Origin of the sequence: Desulforhabdus sp. TSK (genome assembly GCF_022836495.1) — a bacterium.
Lineage (GTDB): Bacteria > Desulfobacterota > Syntrophobacteria > Syntrophobacterales > Syntrophobacteraceae > Desulforhabdus.
This window is the reverse complement of record NZ_BQXM01000025.1, coordinates 47,418-69,322: the sequence shown is the minus strand read 5'-3', so window position 1 is coordinate 69,322 and position 21,905 is coordinate 47,418. Positions and strand designations below refer to the sequence as shown.

The following is a 21,905-nucleotide window of genomic DNA, read 5'->3' as shown; positions in this document are numbered from 1 at the left end:
TGGCTGGAGTCGCTCTAAGGTGCTGAACAGCGGATTCATTTATGTGAAGGGATATGCCGGCGGAAGCTTCAGCAGAGAGCCAAGCCGGCAGGCTCTCAACATTAATGAACACTCAACATAAGTCAACGACAAGCAGGTCCGGAGATTGATAGTGTTGGAGCTTCTTCAGGAGAGAGTGGTCGGCCTCGGCGGCGATCAGGTGATTGATCATGTCCATGGCGGTTGTGAAAAGGACCTTGAAATTGGCGTTGCATGCCGCCAGGGCGATGCATTGAGCCAGGAAGGTCTTTCCCGTGCCGGGATTTCCGATGAGGATGACGTCCATGTGCTTCCTGAGAAACCCCAGGTCGAGGAGGGCGAGGATGCTCTCCTTTTGTTCGGATCGGGTGTTGTGGTGGTGGAAATCAAACTGATCGATGGAGACGCGATCGGGCAGTTTGGACTGAGTGTATCGCAGTTTAATGGCTGCCAGCCAGCGGTGTTCGATTTCAAGTTCGGCCAGGCGCATGAGCACGGCCACCGTGCTCTGGTTCTTTTGCCGCGCTTCGTCAAGGACGGGATCGAGGTGCTGAGCCATGGTTTTGAGGTTGAGCCTGGTGAGCTTTTGCCTGAGGGAATCAGCTTCAATCATGGGAATGTCTCCTTTTGAGAACGAGAGCGTCGTAGTCGGCCAGGGAAGGCTCATCGAGGCGTATGGAGTTGAACGCTTCATGCTTGAGCCTGACGGGAGGGTGGTTTCTTTGCGGGGTCATTTTCTGGAAAAGAATGTTTTCGATGTATTCGACGCCAAAGGCCTGGTAGGCGTTTGCGTGACGGATGGCCTCGAGAAGGCCCTGAGCTCCGTATTCTTCCTTGAGCTCAAGGAGCCTGAGGAGGCTTTTCTTGAGGGGGTGCCGTGTGTGTGCAAGTTTTTCGAGATAGCTCCTGGCCTCCTCTCCCAGGCTCATGAATGCCGCGGCCTCACTGGATGACCAGTATTTGGACGAATGCTTGAGGGCGGCTTCACGGTGGTCGGGCAGTTCGATGCGTTGCTTTCTCTCCCATGAGCGTTTGTGTGTAGCGATGGGTTTTTCGTTGAAATAGACGGTGAGAGTGTGTGGATCTGCTTTGGCGGTGACCTGTTTTTGAATCGCCCAGGGAGGAACCGAGTACCAGTTGCCGTCAAAGAGAATAGAAAAATCGAATTGGACCGTGAGGGTGCTGGTATCACGGCAGTCGGGCAAAGGATGAACGAGGGGGTTGAGCGCTTCGGGTTTGAAGCGCTCGCAGGGCTTTTGTCCGGTGGTGGAATGCAGACGTACGTTGGCGATGGAATCTCTCCACTGAAAGGCTTGGCGGTTCACGTCGTCAAGGTCCATGAAGTTTTTGAGAGGCCAGAAGTTGTGGCGAATGTAGTGGATGGCGCCTTTTTCAACTTTCCCCTTCTCGTTGGGCCGACGGACGTTACAGGCGCGCGGAGAGATTTTAAAGGGGCGCGGGAAAGAGAGAAAGGCCTCATTGTAGCGGATGATGGAGCCTTCGCGCTCGGTGACGGCGGTGGCCATGTTGTCGAAGACAAGCTCTTTGGGTGTTCCGCCGAAGAAAGCAAAAGCATTGAGGAGGCATCGGTGAAGGGTCTCCTGGCGCTGCGAGTGGGAAAACTCGAGGTAGAGCAACCGGCTGTGACATTCGACGACGGCAAGGCAATAGAGCTTTCGGCGCCAGTTCCCGTAAGAAAGAGAGCCGAAGTGGCCCCAATCTATCTGGCACTGCTCTCCGGGAGGCGATTCGAAACGGATGCAGGGGGTGGGGTGAGTCTGGCGCAGGGTGCGGACGAAATCTTTGACGATGGTGTAGCTTCCATGGAACCCCAGGGAGAGGAGGCGCTGAAAGATGACCTGGGCACTGGCGTGAGGAGCCTGGCTGAGAAGGGACCTGATTTCATCTTTGAAGGGGTCGAGCCGGCTGGGGCGTGGGGTTGTCGCCCTGGAAGGGTTCGGGTTGAGGAGGTATTTGGAGACGGTCTTTCGATCGAGAGCGAGGATGGAGGCGATCCTGCCCGTGGAAAAGCCTTCATGATGGAGCCTGTGAATTTCAAAGACGGTTCGCTGATCGATCATGGCTTGCCTCCCAGGATGCCGGCAAGAATTTGTCCAAGCCCCGCCGCGTCCCCCCTGGAAGTCAAAGGGGTTTCCAGCCTCCTCTCGGGGTGCTCCGGTAGGGAAAGCACTTGAAAGAGGGTTCCATCGAAGGCGATGAGGTCCTTTTGGATGAGGCCATTTCCGGCCGCCACATACTCATCGACCGAAAATTTGAGCATCGACAAAAGCTTATCGTAGCCGTAGCAGGAAAGGCCCTGTGCGTCTGCGACCAGAACCAGGAAAAGATAGAGCAGGATCTCGTGATGAGTCATCTCTATCCAGAAACCGTTGCGCAAGAATCGGTGCTCGATGAATGCGAAACTCCCTTCGATCCTTCGAACCCTTTGGGGATTGAGAAGCTTTTTCCTGACCATCGTCTATCTCCTTGTCTTTTTGGGAGGAGCCATGGCACGGGACGGAAAGGCAAGCTATCGAGTCCTCTTTTGCAATCAGCTTTTGGAAAGTCAATCTGTTGGAATGATGAAGACTTTTTGGGTTGACGCGTCCATTGTTGCAATCACCGGGATGAGGTAATAAGCCCCCGGTTCGTTGACAGGAGCCGTTTGGAACGCGTCCATTGTTGCATTCAGGGATGGATTGCGCCGGGCATTGCGTATCTTCTGAAGCAAGGCGTTGCGCCGAGCGCTGCGGGGATGGTCCTGGCGGTACTTTCGGTAATAACCCGGATTCTTCGCATGCCAATCTCTCTGGCACTGACGTTGATTGGCACGGTAGTCGGGATCGACCGCAAGCTTTCGCTTCTGCCACTCCCTCTTCCTGGCACGCTGGCAATCGGGTTGGCTGCAGTATCGCTGATTTTTGACTCGTGGATTGGGAACGAATGGGTTACCGCAATGGAAACACACGGTCTGTGAGCTCATGGTCTTCCTCCCTCTGGAAGAAAACCATAAGCCCTTGAGTGTTTTTGAAGAACAAGCAGGAAAGAAGGAAGAAAATAAAGGAAGTAAATTCACCGCGTGCGGGAAAAAGGAAGAAAATACAGCTGGGGGAAATCCTGACCGCCGGCTACCGGTCCACTTTTTTACCGGCCAAAACAGTCCCTTTTCGCGCCGCCATTAATAAAACGACGGCAATCCCTTCGCGAGATCCAAGGCAAGCTGGACGCGCGCCGTGAAAAGAAGACCCGCGGCGGAAAGGCTCCAACCATGGCAGGAGTGAAAAAGAAAGTGGACGGATGGCTGAAAGCCCGCCATATGAAGGAGTTGTTCCATACAGAGATCACTGAGCAAGACGGAGTGCCGATGCTTGAGTACCGTTTTGAGAAGGACGCCTGGGAGAGCCTGCAAAAGACCCTGCTTGGCAAGACCATCCTCTTTACAGACAATGATGATGACTGGACCGATGCCCAGATCGTGCATGGCTATCGCAGCCAGCATCATGTTGAAAGCGCTTTCCGGTGCATGAAAGACCCGCACCACATCTCTTTGCGTCCTCAGTTCCACTGGACCGATCAGAAGATCAAAGTACACGTCTTTTGCTGTGTGCTTGCTCTGATGCTGTGCAGTCTGCTCCAAAGGGAGCTCCATCACAAAGGCATCGGCCTCTCCGTCCCCAAAGCCCTTGACCGGCTTGCCGGGATTCGGGAAGTTGGCATCGTTTACCCATCCCAAATGGATGGAAAGAAGCCCACAATCAAAATGACTCTTTCTTCGATCTCGGAGGAACAACGTGCTCTATTCGAAGCACTGGACCTAAAACGGTATCTGGCCATTTAGGTCATACAAAAAATCCCCAATTTTCATTTATGGGACAACCATTTACACAGAATGCTCGGTAAAGTCGGGCTAGGTCACGAACCCAATGTTGAACAGCCCACTCCGCCCCTCCCTCAATGCCTCCCGTATAGACAACAGCACCAGGCTTAATCGTAAAATATTGCATCGTTTCCAGGGTGTTGCCCGATTGAAAAGGTATATTCAATTGTAAGTGTTCAGAGGGTCGCGACTTTTTTGCCGACCAGTCATTTTTGAGGGGACATGGTCGCCGTTTTCGTGTATGGAAAGCTGAAAGATTGGGCATATGGCTAAAGGCAACCGCAACAGGAGTGTGCCTGGATGTCTTCGCAGGATGCCCCCGACGGTCTTCCCATCAGCGAAACGGACTGGAAACAGACGCCTCCCTCTGTCCGTGCCTTCATATTGTCCCAGCAGGAGCTCATCATAAAACTGACCAGGCGTGTGGAAGAACTGGAAGCCAAGGTTGGTCAGAATTCGAACAATTCGAACCGCCCCCCGTCGTCTGATTCTCCTTACCAGAAAGTAAAAAGGGAATCGCAGGGAACGGGCAAGCCAGGAGCCAAGATAGGTCACAAGGGGCATCAACAGGCGCTGCTGACACCGACCAAGGTCAAGCCGGTGCCGCCCCAAACGTGTGACTGCGGGAGCCACGAATTCGAGGAGCTTAAACCATTTTATACTCATCAACATATCGAGCTTCCCAAAATTGAGATGCAAGTCACGCATTTCATCCTGTTGGAAGGGGCCTGTACGAGCTGCGGCAAGGTCGGTCGGGGCAGGGTTCCCGAGGGGTTCGAGGCTGGATATGGTGAAAGGCTCACCGCACTCGTAGGGGAGTTGAGCGGGGGCCAGCGGTGTAGCCGCAGATCTGCAAAGGAATTCATCGAATCGGTGCTGGGGATTCACATCAGCGTGGGAGGAATCCAGCGGTGTGTGGATCGCGTATCCGAGGTGATCCTTCCTCACTATGAAGCCATCGCAGCCAGGGCGCGGAGCGCCAGGGTGAACCATCTCGATGAGACTTCCTGGTACCAGCACGGTGTGCTTATGTGGTTGTGGGTGATGGTAAACTCCACGGTAGCTTTCTTTAGCGTGAAGACCAGCCGGTCCAAGGCGGCCTTTGAAGAGCTGATCGGACACTGGGCGGGGATTTTGGTCAGTGATAACTACCGAGTCTATCGCAACTGGGTAAACCTGCGGCAGACCTGCCTTGCTCATCTCATCCGGACGGCCGAAGGGCTTTCGCAAAGAAAGGATGAGGCGATGAGCTGGTTTGGAGGGCGGATTCGTTCCGAGCTGCAGCGTTTGATCCACTGGGCCAATGCCCCTCCGACCAAGGGAGAAGTCGCCACATGGTATGCCCGAATGTGTCATCTGATCGACCTCTATAAAGCTCGCAAAGATGAGGCGGGGAGGCTTGCCCGGCTGCTGGATGCCGAGATGGGTAGTCTTTGGGTCTTTCTGTTGGAAGAAGGCGTCGACCCCACGAACAATCGCGCGGAGAGAGTTCTTCGATTCGCGGTGCTGTGGCGCCGTATGATGCAGGGAAGCTTCAACGAAAAAGGGGACCGCTGGGTTGAGCGAATTCTCTCCTTCAGAGAAACCTGCCGCCTGCGGAATCTTCCGACCTATTCTCTGCTGGTTGAAGCACTCACTTGCGCGCGCCAAAACACGACTCCCGATGTCTCATGGATCTAAAATGGGGGGACCCCCTGAACAGTTACCATTGCGGTTGAATCCTCCGCTATGGCAGAGCCGGACAGGATCAAGCCAAAACTTGGCCACCTTATCCTCTCGTTCGATATGGACGTGAGCCGGTTCATCCCTGTCACCAGCATAGAAGAAGAACCTGTATGACCCAATCCGCAGTGCAGTTGGCATTATCTTAACCCAGGGCGTCCAAATTGAATCTCGATTGTTGCCGGTTTTTTGACCCTGCAGAGCCCGGAGGGCTCACAGCTATTAGCCGGGGGTTGAGGCCTTAAGGCCGATACCCCCTGTTAAGAATGAAAAAGAAGGAAACGACCCTGGAGGCCTACCGGTGGTATCACCTTTGCTAGCTCAATCACCGGCTAATGGCTGTGATCCCTCCGGGGGATCAGGAGGGCCAAGAACCGGGCAAGAAATTCGGGCCATTTTGCCCCTTTTTGGACGCCCCAATCTTAACCCCAAATCAGAGGGTACTGCCACTCACTTGACGGCACAACACAGACTTATACCTAAATTGAGCGATTTTGGGATTTAAGGAATCTACCCTTTGGAGTATGTTGTTGAATCGACAAAGACTTTCGCGAGAATTTGTTCGGATTCAACTCAACCCAAAGGGTAGGAGGTCGTTATGACCGCTAAAGCTCAAGAGCGCAAATGTAAGATTCACTCAGCGGAGTGTACCACCGATACACTCACCTCGCGGGGAGGTTTGCAGCTGTTTGTGCGTTATGTGTACGGGATACAATTGTTTTCGCACCTCGAACGTCTGTTTGGAGGCATCAGGAAAAACAACAAAGGTCAGGCTGTCACAGAAATCTTCAAGCAGATCCTGTGCTTCCTTGTGGATGGCACGAGTCTCCACCTGAGCCACTTCGATTCACTGAAAAAGGACCCCGGTTATGCGGCAACCATCGAAACCGAGGCAGGGGCGATGCTTTCATCCCATTCGGTGAAGCGCTTTTTCAAGGCCTTCTCCTGGTTTCGAATCTGGTTGTTTCGCCGTATTCTTCAACAGCTTTTCCTTCGGCGTCTTCGGCTGGCGAAACCCGAAATAATAGAGATTGGCATCGACACCATGGTGATGGACAATTCAGAGGCAAGCGTACGCCATGGTGTTCAGCCGACCTACAAGAATGTAATGGGATTCCAACCTCTTCAGATGACATGGGGGCGTTTTCTCATCGATGCCGTGTTTCGCGGAGGGAAGAAACACAGCAACCACGGTGACACCGTTGGGAAGATGGTTTGCCATGTGGTTGGTCTGATCCGGCGGCACTACAGCGAGGACGTCCCCATCATCATCCGCATGGATAGTGGATTTTTTGACCAGAAACTGTTCAAGATCTTTGAAAAACTCTCCATTGGCTACGTGTGCACAGGCAAGCTGTACAAAGACATCCATGCGGTAGCCAAAGCAACCGAAAACATCCATTGGAAACGCTACCAAAAGGACCGCCATGTGTGGGCGTATTTCGAGTTTGGTGATAGACGAGGCAATTGGTCGAAATTCAGACGAGCCCTTTATTGCCAGCCCATGGATAAGAATGGGCAATTGCTCCTGGCGTTTGTACGCCCGGCCAATGTGATTTACACCAACATTGGAATGGGTTGTCCAATCGATGTACAACTGGAAAAAGCCGGGTTCTCCAATCTTCTTGAGGCCTCATCCATTCTTGAAATGTCTCACGGTCGCGGAAGTGACGAGCTGGTTCACAGAGCATTGAAGGATTTCGTAACGGAGGCACTCCCTTTCAAAAGGTTCGCCCCCAATGCAGCATTTTACTACACCGTGCTGCTTGCCTTCTTCCTCTTTGAGTGCTTCAAGGAAGATGTCTGCTCGGAGGTCGTTCCCATCGAGTCTTACCCGACAACTCTCCGTCGCAAAATCATCGATATAGCGGCAAAGATTGTCCGAACCTCCGGCAAAATCATCCTGAAGTTGACCCAATCAGCATGGGAATTGCTCAACTTCAATAAACTCTGGACTAATAGCGGAACACCGCCGGTATTCACTTGGGTCTGAGGAACAGTAGTTGAAATCCACGGTAGGCCTAGGGTGTGTACGCAAAGATTACTGCAGCCATAACAATATAGCTCCGATGATCCACATGGCCCGGTAGCTGAGAGCGGATTTGTCATACCGGGTGGCGATGGATCTGAACTGTTTGATGCGGTTGATGAAGCGCTCGATGCGATTCCTCAGCCGGTAGAGGGTCTTGTTGAAGGGACCAGTACGCTTCTCATTGACCTTACGAGGAATGGTGATCCGGATATGGTGCTTGCGGAGATACTCTCGGATCTTTTTGCTGCTGTAGGCCTTGTCGCCGCTCACCCGTTCGGGTCTAAGGCGTGGCCGACCTTTGCCATCCTTTCTTATGGCACCCTTTTCCATCAGGTCCTCAAAGGCTATGGCCTCATGCCTCTCACCGGGTGTGAGAACAAAGGTTATGAGTTTACCGCTGCCGTCGGTTCTGAGGTGGACTTTGGTGGAGAAGCCTCCCTGGCTGTGGCCAAGGGCCTCCTTCTCAGGGTCCCTTTTTTTAGCCCAGCCGCATGCTGGTGGGCTCGAATGATGGTGCCATCGACAAAGTGGATTTCCCAGTCGATGCCTCCTTTGGCATCTGCTTTGGACTGAATGGCGGAAAGGATCTGGTCCCATATCCTCTTTCTGCTCCAGCGGTAGAACCGGCTGTAGATCGTGTTCCAGGGACCGTACCGCTCGGGCATGTCCCTCCACGGAGCACCGGTTTTGAGCTTCCAGAGGATGCCGTTGATGATCCTCCTGTGATCCTCGGATGGCCTGCCGGTCTCGGGCTTTTGCGGTGGAAGAAACGGCTGTAGTTTTTTCCATTGTTCGTCAGTTAATTCGTGTCTAAACATAATAAATTATAACAAATACAGCACGCTTTGCGTACACACCCTAGATCTACGACCGTGGCGAATCGCTCAGTTTAGGTTATAAAAAGCCTATGGACACACGGGTCCACACTGCGCTCTCAGAACGTTTCTTGCCCGTTCACCCCCATTTTGCGACAAAATATTTTGGGTCTTCGCGGATTAACGTGAAAATGCCACAAAAACAATTCCCCCCTTGAGGCGGGAATCGGATGGGCCACGTCACGCTAATCCGCAATGAAGCAATATTTTTTTGACTTATACTCGTTTTGGTTAAGAAGTTACATTTTCAGGTCGCTCCATGCTCTTTGTAGGAGCGGCTTCCAGCCGCGACCCACTCACGTCGCGGCTGGAAGCCGCTCCTACAAAAACGAAGCTTTTCATCCTCAATAGGTATAGCGTGAAAGGCAGATGAGCCAACTCCCCAGACTCGTATGACAGCATTGAATCTCCGAGGTTTTTCTTGACTTTTACAGCCCCGTTTTTTACATAGTCACGTTTACGACAAATCTAACCCTCTCATCAATGCCAAAGGAATCTTTAAGGAAACTACATGGAAAGCATCCAAGCGGTAAAAGGGATGAACGATATTTTGCCCGGCCAGATTGAATGGTGGCAGAGGGTCGAGGAGACTGCCCGGCGGGTCATGGAAGACTTCGGATACCGGGAGATCCGCACGCCGGCCATGGAGAAGCTGGAGCTCTTCGCGCGGGGGATCGGCGACAGCACGGACATCGTGGAAAAGGAAATGTACGTGCTGGAGGACAGCAAGGGGGAAAAGCTGGCCCTGCGTCCCGAAGCCACGGCATCCGTCGTGCGCGCCTTCATCCAGCACAAGCTGCATGCCGACCCCCTCATGCAGAAGTTCTACGCCATCGGTCCCATGTTCCGCCACGAAAGGCCTCAAAAGGGCAGATACCGCCAGTTCCATCAAATCGATGTGGAGGCCTTCGGCATGGACGACCCCATGCTGGATGCCGAAATCATTTATATGCTCCGTATCTTCCTGGAGCGCGTGGGCCTATCGGGAGTCGTCCTGCATATCAACTCCCTGGGGTGCCCGGAATGCCGCAAAACCTACCGCAAGGTCCTGCAGGATTTTCTGGAGAAGGACGCCGAAACGCTGTGCCCCGACTGCCAGCGCCGCCGCCTCACCAACCCGTTGCGCACCTTCGACTGCAAAGTGGAGCGCTGCCGGGAGGCTCTGGAGGGTGCGCCCCTGCTCCTGGAATCCATCTGCGGCGCATGCTCCGACCATTTCGAGCGGGTCAAAGCCTCCCTGTATGCCCTCGACACCCCTTTCGTCATCAACCCCAGGATGGTGCGGGGACTCGACTACTACATGCGGACCACCTTCGAAGTCATCACCGACCGGCTGGGGGCCCAGAATGCCGTGGGTGGAGGCGGGCGTTACAACGGCCTGGTGAAGGATCTGGGAGGCCCTGATTTGCCGGGAATCGGCTTTGCCATCGGGATGGAACGGCTGATCCTGCTTCTCCAGCAGGAAAGGGAAGAGAGCCGGCGGAGCCCCAAGATCTTTATAGCGGCCCTGGACGATGCGGCGCGCCAAAAGGGCTTCCTCCTCACCCAGCAGTTTAGAAACGCCGGAATCGAAACGGAAATGGACTACGAGGGGCGCAGCCTCAAGAGCCAGATGCGGCGGGCGGACAAGTTTTCCGCACGGCATGTTCTCATCCTGGGCGAAGAAGAACTGGCGCGTGGTGAAATCCAGCTCCGGGACATGACGGACAAGAGCCAGAAAAATCTTTCCCTTGAAACGGTCGTTGAAGCCATGAAAGGAATTTACAAACAGTGAGCCAGTTGGAAGAACAACAGATCAGCGCGCAGGAAGATTACGAGACCACCCGAGCCATGTTGGATTCCCTGGGCGACTGGGTGAAGACACATGACTGCAACAGCCTCGGCCGGGACCAGGTGGACGAGACCGTCATCGTCATGGGCTGGGTCCAGCGCCGGCGAGACCATGGTGGCCTGATTTTCGTGGACCTCCGCGACAGGATGGGCATCACCCAGGTGGTCTTCGACCCCCAGTATAATGCCCGGGCGCATGAGCATGCGCGGGTGCTCCGGAGCGAGTACGTCATTGCCGTGCAAGGGAAAGTCCGACGACGCCCCGAGGGGATGACGAACCCCAAGCTGCAGACGGGGGAGATCGAAGTCATCACTTCCGAGCTGAGGATACTCAATGCCTCCAAGACACCCCCCTTCCAGATCGAAGACGACCTGGACGCCAATGAAAACACCCGACTGCGCTATCGCTACCTCGATCTGCGCCGCCCCAAAATCCTGCGCAACCTGCTCCTGCGGCACCGGGCGGCCCAACTGACCCGGAATTACTTCAGCTCCCAGGGGTTCCTGGAAGTCGAGACCCCCGTGCTCACCAAGAGCACCCCCGAAGGCGCCAGGGACTACCTCGTGCCCAGCCGCGTCAATGCCGGGAAATTCTACGCCCTGCCCCAGTCTCCCCAGATTTTCAAACAGCTCCTCATGGTGGCGGGCTTCGAACGGTATTTTCAAATCGTCAAGTGCTTCCGGGATGAAGACCTGCGCGCCGACCGCCAGCCGGAATTCACGCAGCTCGATCTTGAAATGTCCTTCCTGGGCGAAGAAAAGATCCAGGAGCTCATGGAAGGCTGGATGGCCCTGCTGTTCAAAGAGCTGATGGGAATCGACCTGCAGATTCCCTTTCCGCGCATGCCCTACGCCCAAGCCATGGACCTCTACGGCACGGATAGACCCGACACGCGATTCGGGTTACAGTTGATCAACGTCACGGACATCATGGCGGCATCGGAAGCACGGGTATTCAAGCAGGCAGTTGAACGGGGCGGCCTGGTCAAAGCGGTGCGCCTGCCCGGCGGCAGCACCCTTTCCCGCAAGGAACTGGACGACCTCATCGACTATGTGAAGATCTTCGGCGCCCAGGGGATGGCGTGGATCAAGATACTCCCGGAAGGCTGGCAGTCCCCCATCACCAAGTTTCTGTCGGACGACGTGCGTACGCAGCTCACGGCCAGGGCGAAGCTGGAAACGGGCGATATCATCTTCTTTGTGGCGGACCAGAGCAAGGTGGTTCATGACGCCCTGGGAAACCTCCGGGTGCGCTTGGCCAACCAACTGAACCTCGTGGAGCCCGGCACGTTCAATTTCCTGTGGGTGACGCATTTTCCCCTGCTGGAATGGGATCATGAGGCGAAGCGGTACACTTCCGTGCACCATCCCTTCACATCGCCCCTGGAGGAGGACCTCCCTCTGCTGGAAGAAGCGCCCGAAAAGGTGCGCAGTCGTGCTTATGACCTGGTCCTCAATGGAACCGAAGTCGGCGGGGGCAGTATCCGTATCCACCAGCAGGATCTCCAGGAAAGGATTTTCAACGCCCTGGGGATCTCTTCGGAAGAAGCCCAGGAAAAGTTCGGCTTTCTGCTGGAAGCGCTTCAATACGGTGCACCGCCCCACGGCGGCATTGCTTTCGGGATGGACCGTCTTATCATGCTTCTGAGTGGCAGCGCTTCCATCCGGGACGTCATCGCATTCCCGAAAACTCAAAAAGCAACATGTTTGATGAGCGGAGCCCCTTCGGAGGCGGACATTCGACAGCTTCTGGAGCTCTGCATCAAAGTGGAAAGCCAGCAAAGGAGCTAATCCCATGGCTCGGTGGAACAGTAAAAAGCGGGTTTTGGATCACGAACATTCCAGGTTCTGGCGGCATCACCTGGTGGAGATTCCCGAACCGAATCTCATGCGGGAAATCTTTCCTTATGAAGAGGTGCCTCGCATCGACTTCGATCACATGCTGGTGCCCATTGATCCGGCGGAAGACATGTTCATCACGGACACGACCTTTCGGGACGGTCAGCAGGCCCGCCCCCCCTACACGGTCAAGCAGATTGAAAAGATCTTCGACCTGCTGCACCGCCTATCGGGACCCAGTGGAGTCATCCGCCAGTCCGAGTTTTTCCTGTACACCGAAAAAGATCGCGAGGCCCTGGAGCTCTGCATGTCCAAGGGATACCGGTACCCCGAGATCACAGGGTGGATCCGGGCCGTGGAGGAAGACCTCAAGCTCGTGGCCGATTTCGGGCTGAAGGAAACGGGCATTCTCACGTCCGTCTCCGACTACCACATCTTCCTGAAGCTCAATCTCGACCGCAAAACCGCCTTGAAGAAGTACGTGAACATCGCCCGGGCGGCCCTGGACAAGGGGATCGCCCCCCGCTGTCACTTCGAGGACGTGACGCGGGCCGACATTTACGGCTTCTGTGTTCCTCTGGCCATCGAACTGATGCAGCTGGCCCAGGAAAGCGGCATCCCCATCAAGATCCGCCTCTGCGACACGCTGGGCTTCGGCATCAGCTATCCCGGTTCCGCCCTCCCCCGAAGTGTGCCCCGGCTCATCCGAACCTTCATCGAAGATGCCGGAGTCCCGGGACACCTGCTCGAATGGCATGGCCACAACGACTTCCACAAGGTGCTCACCAACGCCGCCACGGCATGGCTCTATGGGTGCTCGGGAGCCAACGGCACCCTCCTGGGCTTCGGCGAGCGCACGGGGAACGCCCCCATCGAAGGGCTCCTGGTGGAATACATCGGACTGAAAGGAACCAGCGACGGAATCGATATGACGGCCATCACCGATATGGCCGAATACTTTCAGTCGGAGCTGGGGTACCGCATTCCGCCCAATTATCCCTTTGCGGGCGAGGAATTCAACGCCACACGGGCGGGCATTCATGCAGACGGACTGGTGAAGCACGAAGAGATCTACAACATCTTCGATACGCACAAACTGCTGAGACGGCCCATCAGCATCATCATCACAGACAAATCGGGGGTGGCCAGCGTGGCTTACTGGGTGAACACCCGGCTGCACCTGGAAGGAGACCGCCGTCTCGACAAGAGGCATCCGGGCATTGTGAGAATCCACAAGCGGGTCATGCATGAATACGAGCAGGGAAGAAACACTTCCATTTCCACGGAGGAGCTCGAGCGCTGGGCCCGGCGATACCTGCCCGAATACTTCGTGAGCGAATTCGACCGGCTGAAGCTGAAGGCCTATGCCCTGGCGGCTCACCTGGTGGAGGAAGTCGTCGAGAACGAGTCCATCAAGAGCATGGACCCCGCGCGCCAGGAGCCCATCCTGCAGACGCTCCTGGATCTCAATCCCTTCATCCAGTACATCTACATCACCGACCGCGAGGGGCTCAAGATCACGCGCAACATCACGCACATCGTGGACAAGTCCAAGTATGAAAGCGCCCGGGTCGGCGAGGATCTTTCCGACCGCCCCTGGTTCATCCAGCCCATGAAAGACGGGAAAGTCCACGTGACGGACTTTTACACATCCCGCTACACGGGAGCCCTCTGCATTACGGTTTCCGCGCCCATCACCAACGAATACGAGGAAATCGTCGGGATCCTGGGGATTGACATCCGCTTCGAAGACCTGGCAAAAATGGAGGAAGACGAGGCTGTTTGATACGGCGCTTCGGATGGCGGCGGATATCCATGCTGTTGACTCAACCAGCTTTCGTCATTCCGGCGAAAGCCGGAATCCAGGTAAATAAAGACTTACTGGACCCCGGTTTTCACCGGGGTGACGTTGAGTCAACAACATTGCCGGCGGACATGAGGCCTGCGAAAGACCACCAGGAGTGAGGTGTCTCCGTGAGAACTTCCTTGAAGAGCTGCGGCTGGATATGGCTGGTTTTCATCATTCTTCTGCCGAGCTGCGCCGAACGTCCCCCAACCCCTCCGCCGGCACCCTACTCCACACAGAACATTCGGACTCAACGGCCGTACCAGATCAAGGGCATCTGGTACTACCCCATTCCTTCGGCCGAAGGGTACGTGGAGGAAGGGGTCGCCAGCTGGTATGGAAAAGACTTTCACGGCAAAGCAACCTCCTGCGGCGAGACCTACGACATGTACGCCGTATCGGCCGCCCATAAAACGCTGCCGCTGGGAACCTATGTGAAGGTGACTTCCCTCGAGACCGGCCGCTCCGTCATCGTGAGGGTGAACGACCGCGGCCCATTTGTATCGGGGCGGATCATCGATCTTTCCTACAAGGCGGCCCAGGACCTGGGGACCTCCCAACAGGGGATTGCCAGGGTTCGCGTGGAGGCGGTCCAGGTGGCTTCCGAGGAGCACATGGGCAGCAGTACGGTGTGGAAGGTGGAGCCCACGCCGTCATTCCGATACGGTAATTTTATGATCCAGATCGGGTCGTTCAAGGACCAGACCAACGCCTACCGCCTGAGAGACAAGATGCAGAAAGGCGTCCAGGGGATCCAGGTCTTTCCGGCGGGCTGCGGTGAGGAACAATTCTACCGGGTCCAGGTGGGAGCCTACCAGGATCTGATGCTCGCTCAACGTGAAATGGAACGGCTGCGCCAGAACGGCTTCAAAGACGCCTTTGTCGTGGCCATGGAGGGGAATTAGCGTGCTCATGGTAATTCCGTATCCTTCTCGGGAAGCCGAGGAGAGACTGAAACATATCGCAACCCGCAGGCTGGGGGCTGATCCCTCCCTGGAAAAGAAGGTCCTGGAGATTCTCGAGACCGTGAAACGAGAGGGAGACGCGGCCCTCCTCCGATACACGCGGCAATTTGACGCTCCCAGCATGGACCAGGCCGGTATGTCCGTGGAGGAAGACGAAATCCGGGCGGCTTACGATGCTGTGGACTCCACTTTCCTGGAAATCCTTCGTACGGCCATGGCCAATGTCGAAGCATTTCATCGACAGCAGCTCCATCCCTCCCATTTTTCCACCCGGCCCGACGGAAGCTTCACGGGGCAGATGGTGCGCCCCGTTGCGGCTGCCGGCCTCTACATCCCGGGGGGCAAAGGCGGGGAAACGCCCCTCATTTCCTCCGTCCTCATGAACGGCATCCCGGCACGGCTGGCGGGCGTGAAGGACCTGGCCCTGGCCACCCCTCCGCGGAAGGACGGCAGCATCAATCCCCATCTCCTGGTGGCGGCCAGGGAAGTGGGGGTCACGCGCATCCACAAGATGGGCAGCGCCTGGGCCGTTGCCGCACTGGCTTACGGGACGGATTCCGTGTCGAAAGTCGATGTCATTGTGGGCCCGGGCAACATTTATGTGGCTCTCGCCAAGAAACTGGTTTCGGGTGAGGTGGGCATCGACCTGCTGGCAGGCCCCAGCGAAATCCTGGTCATCGCCGACGGCCAGGCCCGACCCGAGTATATTGCTGCCGACCTGCTCAGCCAGGCTGAGCACGACCCGCTGGCCGCCGCCCTGCTCATCTCAACGGACGCAGCCTCCGCAAAGCGTGTGGAAGATTGCCTGCGCCAACAGTTGGAAAAGCTTCCCCGACGCGACATTGCCGTGGCGGCACTGGAGCGGTATGGAGCCATTTTTCTCGTGCAAACCCTGGACATGGCCCTGCAGCTCTCCAACCGCATTGCCCCCGAGCACCTGGAGCTCCAGGTCCAGGATCCTTGGTCCTGCCTGGGAAAAATCGAGCACGCCGGAGCCGTCTTCATGGGAGAATCGACCCCCGAGGCGGTGGGTGACTATTTCGCCGGTCCCAACCATGTCCTGCCGACGGCAGGGACGGCCCGTTTCGCGTCGGCCCTGGGGGTGGAAAACTTCCTCAAGCGGACGAGCGTCATTTCCTATTCCCGAGAGGCGCTGGAGCGCGACGGCGCATCCATCATCCGCCTGGCGGAGCTGGAGGGGCTGGGGGCTCACGCAGCCTCCGTGCGCGTGCGGCTGACGGGGATTCCCTGACGTGTCATTGCCTCCACCGGCCTCACGCCTTATTCCGCCGTGTTTTCTTCAATCCACTGGAGATATTCGGGAAGTCCCGCAGCCAAGGGGATGGCGATGATCTCGGGGACTTCGTAGCTGTGGATCTCCCGAACACGCTTCTGAAGGGCCCCAAAGCGGGATGAGCGGGTTTTCATGACGAGGAGAAACTCTTCATCTTCGCACACCTCCCCTTTCCATCGATAGATGGAACGGATGCGCGGAACGATGTTCACACAGGCCACCAGCCTTTCTTCCACCAGAGTGTGGGCTATTTTGGAGGCCTCGCTTTCCCTGCCGACCGTCACGAAGATCATCGAGAAGTCCGTCATCTTCAAAATCTCTCCTCTTGAATTGCAGAAAGTGAGCAAGGGCAGTCCCCCACAAGTCACCGCCCGGGGGGCACGCAGCCTCTTCAAGACCGACACTTCTTGATTTCCAACTGGAAAAAAATTATAAATATTCCGCCATTTGAGGTCAATGCGGCTGCTTTGCGGTTGGAAGGCCCTACGCTCCAAGTTCAGGAAGACCGGGCGTGATCCTGGGATTTTTCATCCCCGAATTCCATCGCTTCAGACTCGACAGCACAGGCACCAAGAGGGCTTCATGGAAAACAAGAGGCGGATTCTTATCGCGGAAGACCACACGATTCTCAGGGAAGGCCTCCCGCATGTTGTTGACTTCGAGCTCCAACTTTGAGGTTTGCGGCGAAGCAAAAGACGGTCTTGAAGCCATACGCCTGACGGACAATTTGAATCCGGACCTGATCCTGATGGACCTCAGCATGCCGAGGATGAACGGCATGGCGGCCATCGAGGCCATCAAGAAAAGCAGTCCCGACACGAAGATCCTCGTTCTCACCGTGCACAAAACCGAAGAATATATATTGGCCACCCTCAAGGCCGGGGCCGATGGGTACGTCCTGAAGGATGCCACGCACCGGGAGCTTCTGCTGGCCATCGAAAGCGTCTTATCCGGAAAGGTCTACACCTCACCCCTTCCGTATCCGAGAAGGTCATCGAAGGCTACCTGGAGGGCAAAAAGACACTCAAAACGCAGCCGGCATGGGATGCCCTGACTCAACGCGAACGGGAAATTCTAAAAATGATCGCCGAAGGGTACAAGAACAAAGACATTGCCGATTACCTGTATATCAGCCCCAAGACGGTGGAAAAGCACCGTGCCAACCTCATGAGGAAGCTCAATCTTCACAGTGCGACCGAACTGACCGTATTTGCAATGGAAAAAGGGTTGCTCGTCGATTCACAGTGACGGGGAGACGGCGCGGCAGGAAGCCTGACGGGCCTGGTTCTCCTGTCCATCCAAGCCGGCAGCACGCAGAAGCACCCCATGTCCGGGGTTTTGTGGACATGGGGTGCTCTCAAAGCTTTCGGAAATGATCGATCAGGCGAGGCTTTTCAACGCCTTGGCCACGCGATCGAAGCCTTCCCGCAGGTCGTCCATGGAAAGGGCGTAGGAAAGACGCAGGCAATTGTCTTCGCCGAAGGCGCCGCCGGGCACGACCGCCACATGCGCGACATCCATAAGATATTCAGCGAGTTGAAGCGAGTCGTTGATGGTCCGCTCGCCTGCCTGCTTGCCGTAGTAGGCGCTGAAATTGGGAAAAACATAGAATGCCCCTTCGGGAGAGGGACATGTCACTCCGGGCATTTGATTCAGGCATTCCAGCACAAAACGACAGCGCTCTTCGAAGATCTTCACCATCTCCGTGACACCGGACTGGTCGCCGTTGAGAGCGGCAACCGTCGCCCACTGGGCGATGGACGTGGGGTTGCTCGTGGACTGGCTCTGGATGTTCGTCGCCTGACGGATGACCTTCGCATCGCCCAGCATGTACCCGATCCGCCACCCCGTCATGCAGTAGGTCTTGCTCACCCCGTTGACGATGAACGTGCGATTCTTCAGCCGCTCGTCGAGCATGGCCAGGTTGACCCATTCATTCCCGTTGAAAAGGATACGATAATAGATGTCATCCGAGCAGATGGCGACATGCTCGTGCTTCAGAAGGACCTCGGCCAGAGCGGCCAGTTCGTCGCGGCGATAATGCATTCCCGTGGGATTGGACGGGCTGTTCATGATGAGAAGGCGTGTGCGGGGGGTAATGGCCTTTTCCAGTTCGTCGGGATGCAGCTTGAAACCGTGCTTTTCGGAGCAGGGGACGATAACGGATTGGGCGCCCGTGAGCGTCACCATCTCGGGGTAGGATACCCAGTAGGGAGCGGGGATGATGACCTCGTCGCCCGGGTCCAGCATCGCCTGCATCAGGTTGTAGAGGGAATGCTTTCCTCCGCAGGAAACCAGCACGTTCTCACGCCGATAGGAAAGTCCGTAATCTTCCTGGACGACACGAATGATGGCGTCCTTCAGTTCGTCGATGCCGCTGACAGGAGTATAGCGCGTCTTCCCGTCGCGCATGGCCTGGATGGCGGCGTCCTGGATGTGCTGGGGGGTGTTGAAATCGGGCTCGCCGACTCCGAAGTTGATAACGTGAACGCCCTGCTTTTTTAGAGCGTTCGCCTTGGTGTTGATCGCTAACGTCGCCGAAGGTTGGATGCTGGTGACCCGTTGAGCCAATTTCATGTTCTTTTTCCCCCCTGTATAGATGAAGATCCCTCGTCACTCTCATAATGGACCGCCATGAGATACAGTCCGTGCGCCGGAGCGGTCATACCCGCTCTGCGCCGATCCCTGCCGGCCAGGATGCCGTAAAATTCCTCGGGCGTGCGCTTGCCCTTGCCCACCTCCACCAGCGTTCCCACCAGGTTCCGCACCATGTGCCTCAGGAAGCCGTTGGCTTCGAAGACAAAAACCAGGTGGTCCCTGTCGCGCCCCTCCACGTCTGCCCGATAGACGTGCCTCTCCGTACTGTTCACGGAAGACCCTGCTCCCATGAATGCAGTGAAATCATGAAGCCCTTTCAGGCTGTTCAGGCATGCCAGCATGGGCGGAAGGTGGAGTGTGCTGCGAATGTGCCACGCAAAGCTTCTTTCCAGTGCGGAAGGCACGGATCGGTTCAAAATGTGATATTCGTACGTCTTGCTCAAAGCGGAAAATCGGGCATGGAAGGAATCGGGCACTTCCTCCATGTGCAGCACCACGATATCCGGAGGCAGCAGGCTGTTGAGTCCCCGGTGAATGTCTCCTGGCTGCAGCTGCGTACGACTGTAAAAGTTGACCACCTGCCCTCTGGCATGTACGCCGGCATCCGTACGCCCGGAAGCCCGCACCCCGATGGAACCTCCCAGCATGACCTCCAGCTGAGATTCCAACACCTCCTGAATGGTCAGCACCCCCTGCTGCCTCTGCCATCCGTGATAGTGGGAACCGTCGTATTCAAGGACTGCCTTGAAATTCCGCTTGGGGCCGTAATCAGGATTCATAGCGACTCGGATGAGGACGGGACCGCTTGGGGGTGATTAAGGATCAGGGCTGCCAGGGGGGTGCAGTCAATCCGGCATCCTCGGGCAATCCGCTCATGAGGTTCATGTTGCAAACCGCCTGTCCTGAGGCGCCTCGGGTCAGGTTATCGATCACCGCAACCACCACGACCCGCCCTGTACGATCATCCACCCGCCAGGCCAGGTCACAGTAATTACTGCCCCGCACCTGGAGGGTACCGGGAAAGGCCTGGGATCCACAGAGGCGCACGAAGGGCGCCTTTTCGTAGAAAGACCGGAAGGCTTCGTCCACCTGTGCGGACGTTATTCCCTCCCGCAGGTTGGAATAAACCGTACTCAGGATACCACGGCTCATGGGAACCAGGTGCGGCGTGAACGTAACGGTGATGGCCTCCCCCGCGGCAAAGCTCAGCTCCTGCTCAATTTCCGGCGTGTGGCGGTGCTCGCCCACCTTGTAGGCCTTGAACCCTTCGTTGACTTCGCAGAAATGGACGCCAAGGGAAGCGCCCCGCCCCGCTCCCGACACTCCAGACTTGGAATCGGCAACGATGCTCCGGGGATCGACGAGGCCTCGAGAGAGCAGAGGAACCGTGGCAAGGATCACGCTGGTGGGATAACAGCCCGGATTTCCAACCAGCCGGGCGGAGCGTATGCGCTCCCTGTACAGCTCCGGCAGGCCGTAGACCGCCTCGGCCAGGAGCTCCGGAGTCTTATGCTTCTGGTACCAGGCTTCATAGACGCCGGGATCTCTGAAGCGATAATCGGCACTCAGGTCCACGACTTTCACGCTGCGCTTCAGGAGGTCCGGTACGAGGTCCATGGCTGCCTGGTGCGGCAGCGCCGTGAAGATCAGGTCCGCTTCCCCCGCCAATCGATCCGGATCGGGATATTCAAAGGCGAGCTCGCAATGTCCCCTCAAGGCAGGATAGACATCCGCCAGTTTTTTCCCGGCCTCTCCGCGGGACGTGATCATTTTGAGCTCCGCCTGCGGATGCTCACTGAGAATACGAATCAGTTCAAAACCGGTATACCCGGACGCGCCTGCAATGGCGACACGCACCATATGATCATCCTCACTCAACACACCCGGAGCCTCACGCCTCGGACGCAACGCCCCTGATTATTCGATTAAACGATGAACGACTGAGCCGTTATGGATTGATCGTGAAAGAACTGCCGAAGGACCGGGGCGTGGAAGCCCCGATCCTTCCCAGTGCAGAAGAACCCACCCAAGAGGTTGAATTTTCGGTAAGAAGAGTAAAATCTTAACGCTTGGAGTACTGGAAGCGTGCACGCGCGCTGCGTTTACCGTACTTCTTTCTTTCCTTGACACGGGAATCGCGGGTGAGAAAACCAGCGCGCTTCAGGACTTCGCGAAACTCCGGGTTGTATTCGAGAAGGGCTTTGGAAATGCCATGCCGGATGGCTCCCGCCTGCCCGGAACCGCCGCCTCCCTGTACGTTCACGGAAATATCGAGCTTCCCGTAGGTCCCCGTCAGCACCAGCGGCTGAAAAATGACCATCTTGCTGGTTTCTCTGTCAATATATGTATCCAGGGGCTTCTTGTTGATGACCACCACCCCTGAGCCCGGCTTCACCCATACTCGAGCCACCGCCGTCTTGCGCTTACCCGTTGCATTGAAACGTTGCTCCGCCATCCCTGCTTTCTCCTCGTCTCCTGACTGCGTCTTACAGTACCATTCTTTCCGGTTGCTGGGCTTCGTGGCGATGCTCGACACCACGATAGATCTTGAGCTTTTTGATCAACTGACGTCCCAATCGATTTTTCGGAAGCATGCCCCAAACCGCCATGCGGATGATTCGTTCGGGCTTATCCTGATTGAGCTTTCGCGCAGTCGTAGACTTCACGCCACCCAAATATCCGGTGTGGCGATAGTAGACCTTATCGTCCCATTTATTTCCAGTGAGACGCACCTTTTCAGCGTTGATCACCACCACGAAATCACCACAGTCCACATGTGGGGTGAAATGAGGCAAATGTTTTCCCCGCAGCCGCATGGCGATCTGAGTGGCCAGCCGCCCCAGCACCCGATCCTCGGCATCCACCAGAATCCATTTACGCTGATCTGCTTCAAATTTTGCGCTGATTGTTTTCATGCATTACTCTCCACGATCTAAGAAAAATGTCAAACCCGAAGCACAGTTGTATAGAAAAACTTCCTTCCCTTGTCAAGGGAGTTTACCAAGATTT

Annotated in this window: 20 protein-coding genes and 2 pseudogenes; 10 read left to right on the top strand and 12 right to left on the bottom strand. The window is 56.2% G+C overall.

Going from position 1 to position 21,905, the window contains the following annotated elements; translation table 11 throughout:
- Window positions 1–112: 112 nt before the first annotated feature.
- The 4 genes from MWC30_RS14825 to MWC30_RS14810 form a co-directional block, all read right to left on the bottom strand.
- A complete protein-coding gene (locus tag MWC30_RS14825) occupies window positions 113–631 on the bottom strand; it encodes an ATP-binding protein (RefSeq protein WP_244084973.1) in 519 nt (172 codons plus the stop codon).
- Window positions 624–2,099: an IS21 family transposase gene (gene istA, locus MWC30_RS14820; RefSeq protein ID WP_244084972.1), complete on the bottom strand. Its 1,476-nt coding sequence runs from the start codon at window positions 2,097–2,099 to the stop codon at window positions 624–626. The genes MWC30_RS14825 and istA overlap by 8 nt, the downstream gene beginning before the upstream one ends.
- Complete coding sequence (locus MWC30_RS14815; RefSeq protein ID WP_244084971.1) at window positions 2,096–2,494, bottom strand: hypothetical protein; 399 nt, start codon at window positions 2,492–2,494, stop codon at window positions 2,096–2,098. Before MWC30_RS14815 ends, istA begins: the two co-directional genes overlap by 4 nt.
- A 90-nt stretch (window positions 2,495–2,584) precedes the next feature.
- Window positions 2,585–3,001 (bottom strand): hypothetical protein, encoded by a 417-nt coding sequence (locus MWC30_RS14810; RefSeq protein ID WP_244084970.1) that lies wholly within the window; start codon window positions 2,999–3,001, stop codon window positions 2,585–2,587.
- Between the two features lie 285 nt (window positions 3,002–3,286).
- Here MWC30_RS14810 and MWC30_RS14805 point away from each other — a divergent pair, with 285 nt between their 5' ends.
- Both MWC30_RS14805 and MWC30_RS14800 read left to right on the top strand, forming a co-directional pair.
- Window positions 3,287–3,856 carry a hypothetical protein gene (locus MWC30_RS14805; RefSeq protein ID WP_244084969.1) on the top strand — a complete coding sequence of 190 codons (570 nt, stop codon included), beginning with the start codon at window positions 3,287–3,289 and terminating at the stop codon, window positions 3,854–3,856.
- A 339-nt stretch (window positions 3,857–4,195) separates the two neighbouring features.
- Complete coding sequence (locus MWC30_RS14800; RefSeq protein WP_244084968.1) at window positions 4,196–5,575, top strand: IS66 family transposase; 1,380 nt, start codon at window positions 4,196–4,198, stop codon at window positions 5,573–5,575.
- Window positions 5,576–5,605: 30 nt separating this feature from the next.
- On the opposite strand, the pseudogene MWC30_RS23035 reads toward MWC30_RS14800, so the two are convergent.
- Window positions 5,606–5,758: pseudogene (locus tag MWC30_RS23035) on the bottom strand (DUF4160 domain-containing protein); the annotation flags it as partial.
- 457 nt (window positions 5,759–6,215) lie between these two features.
- Here MWC30_RS23035 and MWC30_RS14795 point away from each other — a divergent pair.
- A complete protein-coding gene (locus MWC30_RS14795; RefSeq protein WP_244084967.1) occupies window positions 6,216–7,610 on the top strand; it encodes an IS1380 family transposase in 1,395 nt (464 codons plus the stop codon).
- A gap of 48 nt (window positions 7,611–7,658) precedes the next feature.
- Here MWC30_RS14795 and MWC30_RS14790 read toward each other — a convergent pair.
- Window positions 7,659–8,467 (bottom strand): annotated as a pseudogene (locus MWC30_RS14790) (IS5 family transposase).
- Between the two features lie 568 nt (window positions 8,468–9,035).
- Here MWC30_RS14790 and hisS point away from each other — a divergent pair.
- From hisS to hisD, 5 genes are all read left to right on the top strand, one after another.
- Window positions 9,036–10,298: a histidine--tRNA ligase gene (gene hisS, locus MWC30_RS14785; RefSeq protein ID WP_244084966.1), complete on the top strand. Its 1,263-nt coding sequence runs from the start codon at window positions 9,036–9,038 to the stop codon at window positions 10,296–10,298.
- Between the two features lie 56 nt (window positions 10,299–10,354).
- The gene (gene aspS, locus MWC30_RS14780; RefSeq protein ID WP_284438442.1) at window positions 10,355–12,145 is read left to right on the top strand and encodes an aspartate--tRNA ligase; all 1,791 of its coding nucleotides are present in this window, start codon (window positions 10,355–10,357) and stop codon (window positions 12,143–12,145) included.
- 4 nt (window positions 12,146–12,149) lie between these two features.
- A complete protein-coding gene (locus tag MWC30_RS14775) occupies window positions 12,150–13,979 on the top strand; it encodes a cache domain-containing protein (protein ID WP_244084964.1) in 1,830 nt (609 codons plus the stop codon).
- A gap of 188 nt (window positions 13,980–14,167) precedes the next feature.
- The gene (locus MWC30_RS14770; protein ID WP_244084963.1) at window positions 14,168–14,944 is read left to right on the top strand and encodes a septal ring lytic transglycosylase RlpA family protein; all 777 of its coding nucleotides are present in this window, start codon (window positions 14,168–14,170) and stop codon (window positions 14,942–14,944) included.
- A gap of 7 nt (window positions 14,945–14,951) precedes the next feature.
- Window positions 14,952–16,256, top strand: a complete 1,305-nt coding sequence (gene hisD / locus MWC30_RS14765; protein ID WP_244084962.1) for a histidinol dehydrogenase — start codon at window positions 14,952–14,954, stop codon at window positions 16,254–16,256.
- A gap of 29 nt (window positions 16,257–16,285) precedes the next feature.
- On the opposite strand, the gene cutA is transcribed toward hisD, so the two are convergent.
- On the bottom strand, window positions 16,286–16,606 hold the full coding sequence (gene cutA, locus MWC30_RS14760) for a divalent-cation tolerance protein CutA (protein ID WP_244084961.1): 321 nt from the start codon (window positions 16,604–16,606) through the stop codon (window positions 16,286–16,288).
- Window positions 16,607–16,944: 338 nt separating this feature from the next.
- On the opposite strand from cutA, the gene MWC30_RS14755 reads away from it, so the two are divergent.
- Both MWC30_RS14755 and MWC30_RS14750 read left to right on the top strand, forming a co-directional pair.
- Window positions 16,945–17,352 (top strand): response regulator transcription factor, encoded by a 408-nt coding sequence (locus MWC30_RS14755; protein WP_244084960.1) that lies wholly within the window; start codon window positions 16,945–16,947, stop codon window positions 17,350–17,352.
- A 26-nt stretch (window positions 17,353–17,378) separates the two neighbouring features.
- Window positions 17,379–17,546 (top strand): response regulator transcription factor, encoded by a 168-nt coding sequence (locus tag MWC30_RS14750; protein WP_244084959.1) that lies wholly within the window; start codon window positions 17,379–17,381, stop codon window positions 17,544–17,546.
- Window positions 17,547–17,678: 132 nt separating this feature from the next.
- Here MWC30_RS14750 and MWC30_RS14745 read toward each other — a convergent pair whose 3' ends face one another.
- The 5 genes from MWC30_RS14745 to rplM form a co-directional block, all read right to left on the bottom strand.
- Window positions 17,679–18,875: a pyridoxal phosphate-dependent aminotransferase gene (locus tag MWC30_RS14745; protein WP_244084958.1), complete on the bottom strand. Its 1,197-nt coding sequence runs from the start codon at window positions 18,873–18,875 to the stop codon at window positions 17,679–17,681.
- A complete protein-coding gene (gene truA / locus MWC30_RS14740) occupies window positions 18,872–19,675 on the bottom strand; it encodes a tRNA pseudouridine(38-40) synthase TruA (RefSeq protein ID WP_244084957.1) in 804 nt (267 codons plus the stop codon). The genes MWC30_RS14745 and truA overlap by 4 nt, the downstream gene beginning before the upstream one ends.
- 43 nt (window positions 19,676–19,718) lie before the next feature.
- Window positions 19,719–20,756, bottom strand: coding sequence for an N-acetyl-gamma-glutamyl-phosphate reductase (argC, locus tag MWC30_RS14735; RefSeq protein ID WP_244084956.1), 1,038 nt, complete (start codon window positions 20,754–20,756; stop codon window positions 19,719–19,721).
- Window positions 20,757–20,958: 202 nt separating this feature from the next.
- Complete coding sequence (rpsI, locus tag MWC30_RS14730; protein WP_244084955.1) at window positions 20,959–21,351, bottom strand: 30S ribosomal protein S9; 393 nt, start codon at window positions 21,349–21,351, stop codon at window positions 20,959–20,961.
- Window positions 21,352–21,382: 31 nt separating this feature from the next.
- Window positions 21,383–21,811 carry a 50S ribosomal protein L13 gene (rplM, locus tag MWC30_RS14725; RefSeq protein WP_244084954.1) on the bottom strand — a complete coding sequence of 143 codons (429 nt, stop codon included), beginning with the start codon at window positions 21,809–21,811 and terminating at the stop codon, window positions 21,383–21,385.
- Window positions 21,812–21,905 lie beyond the last annotated feature (94 nt).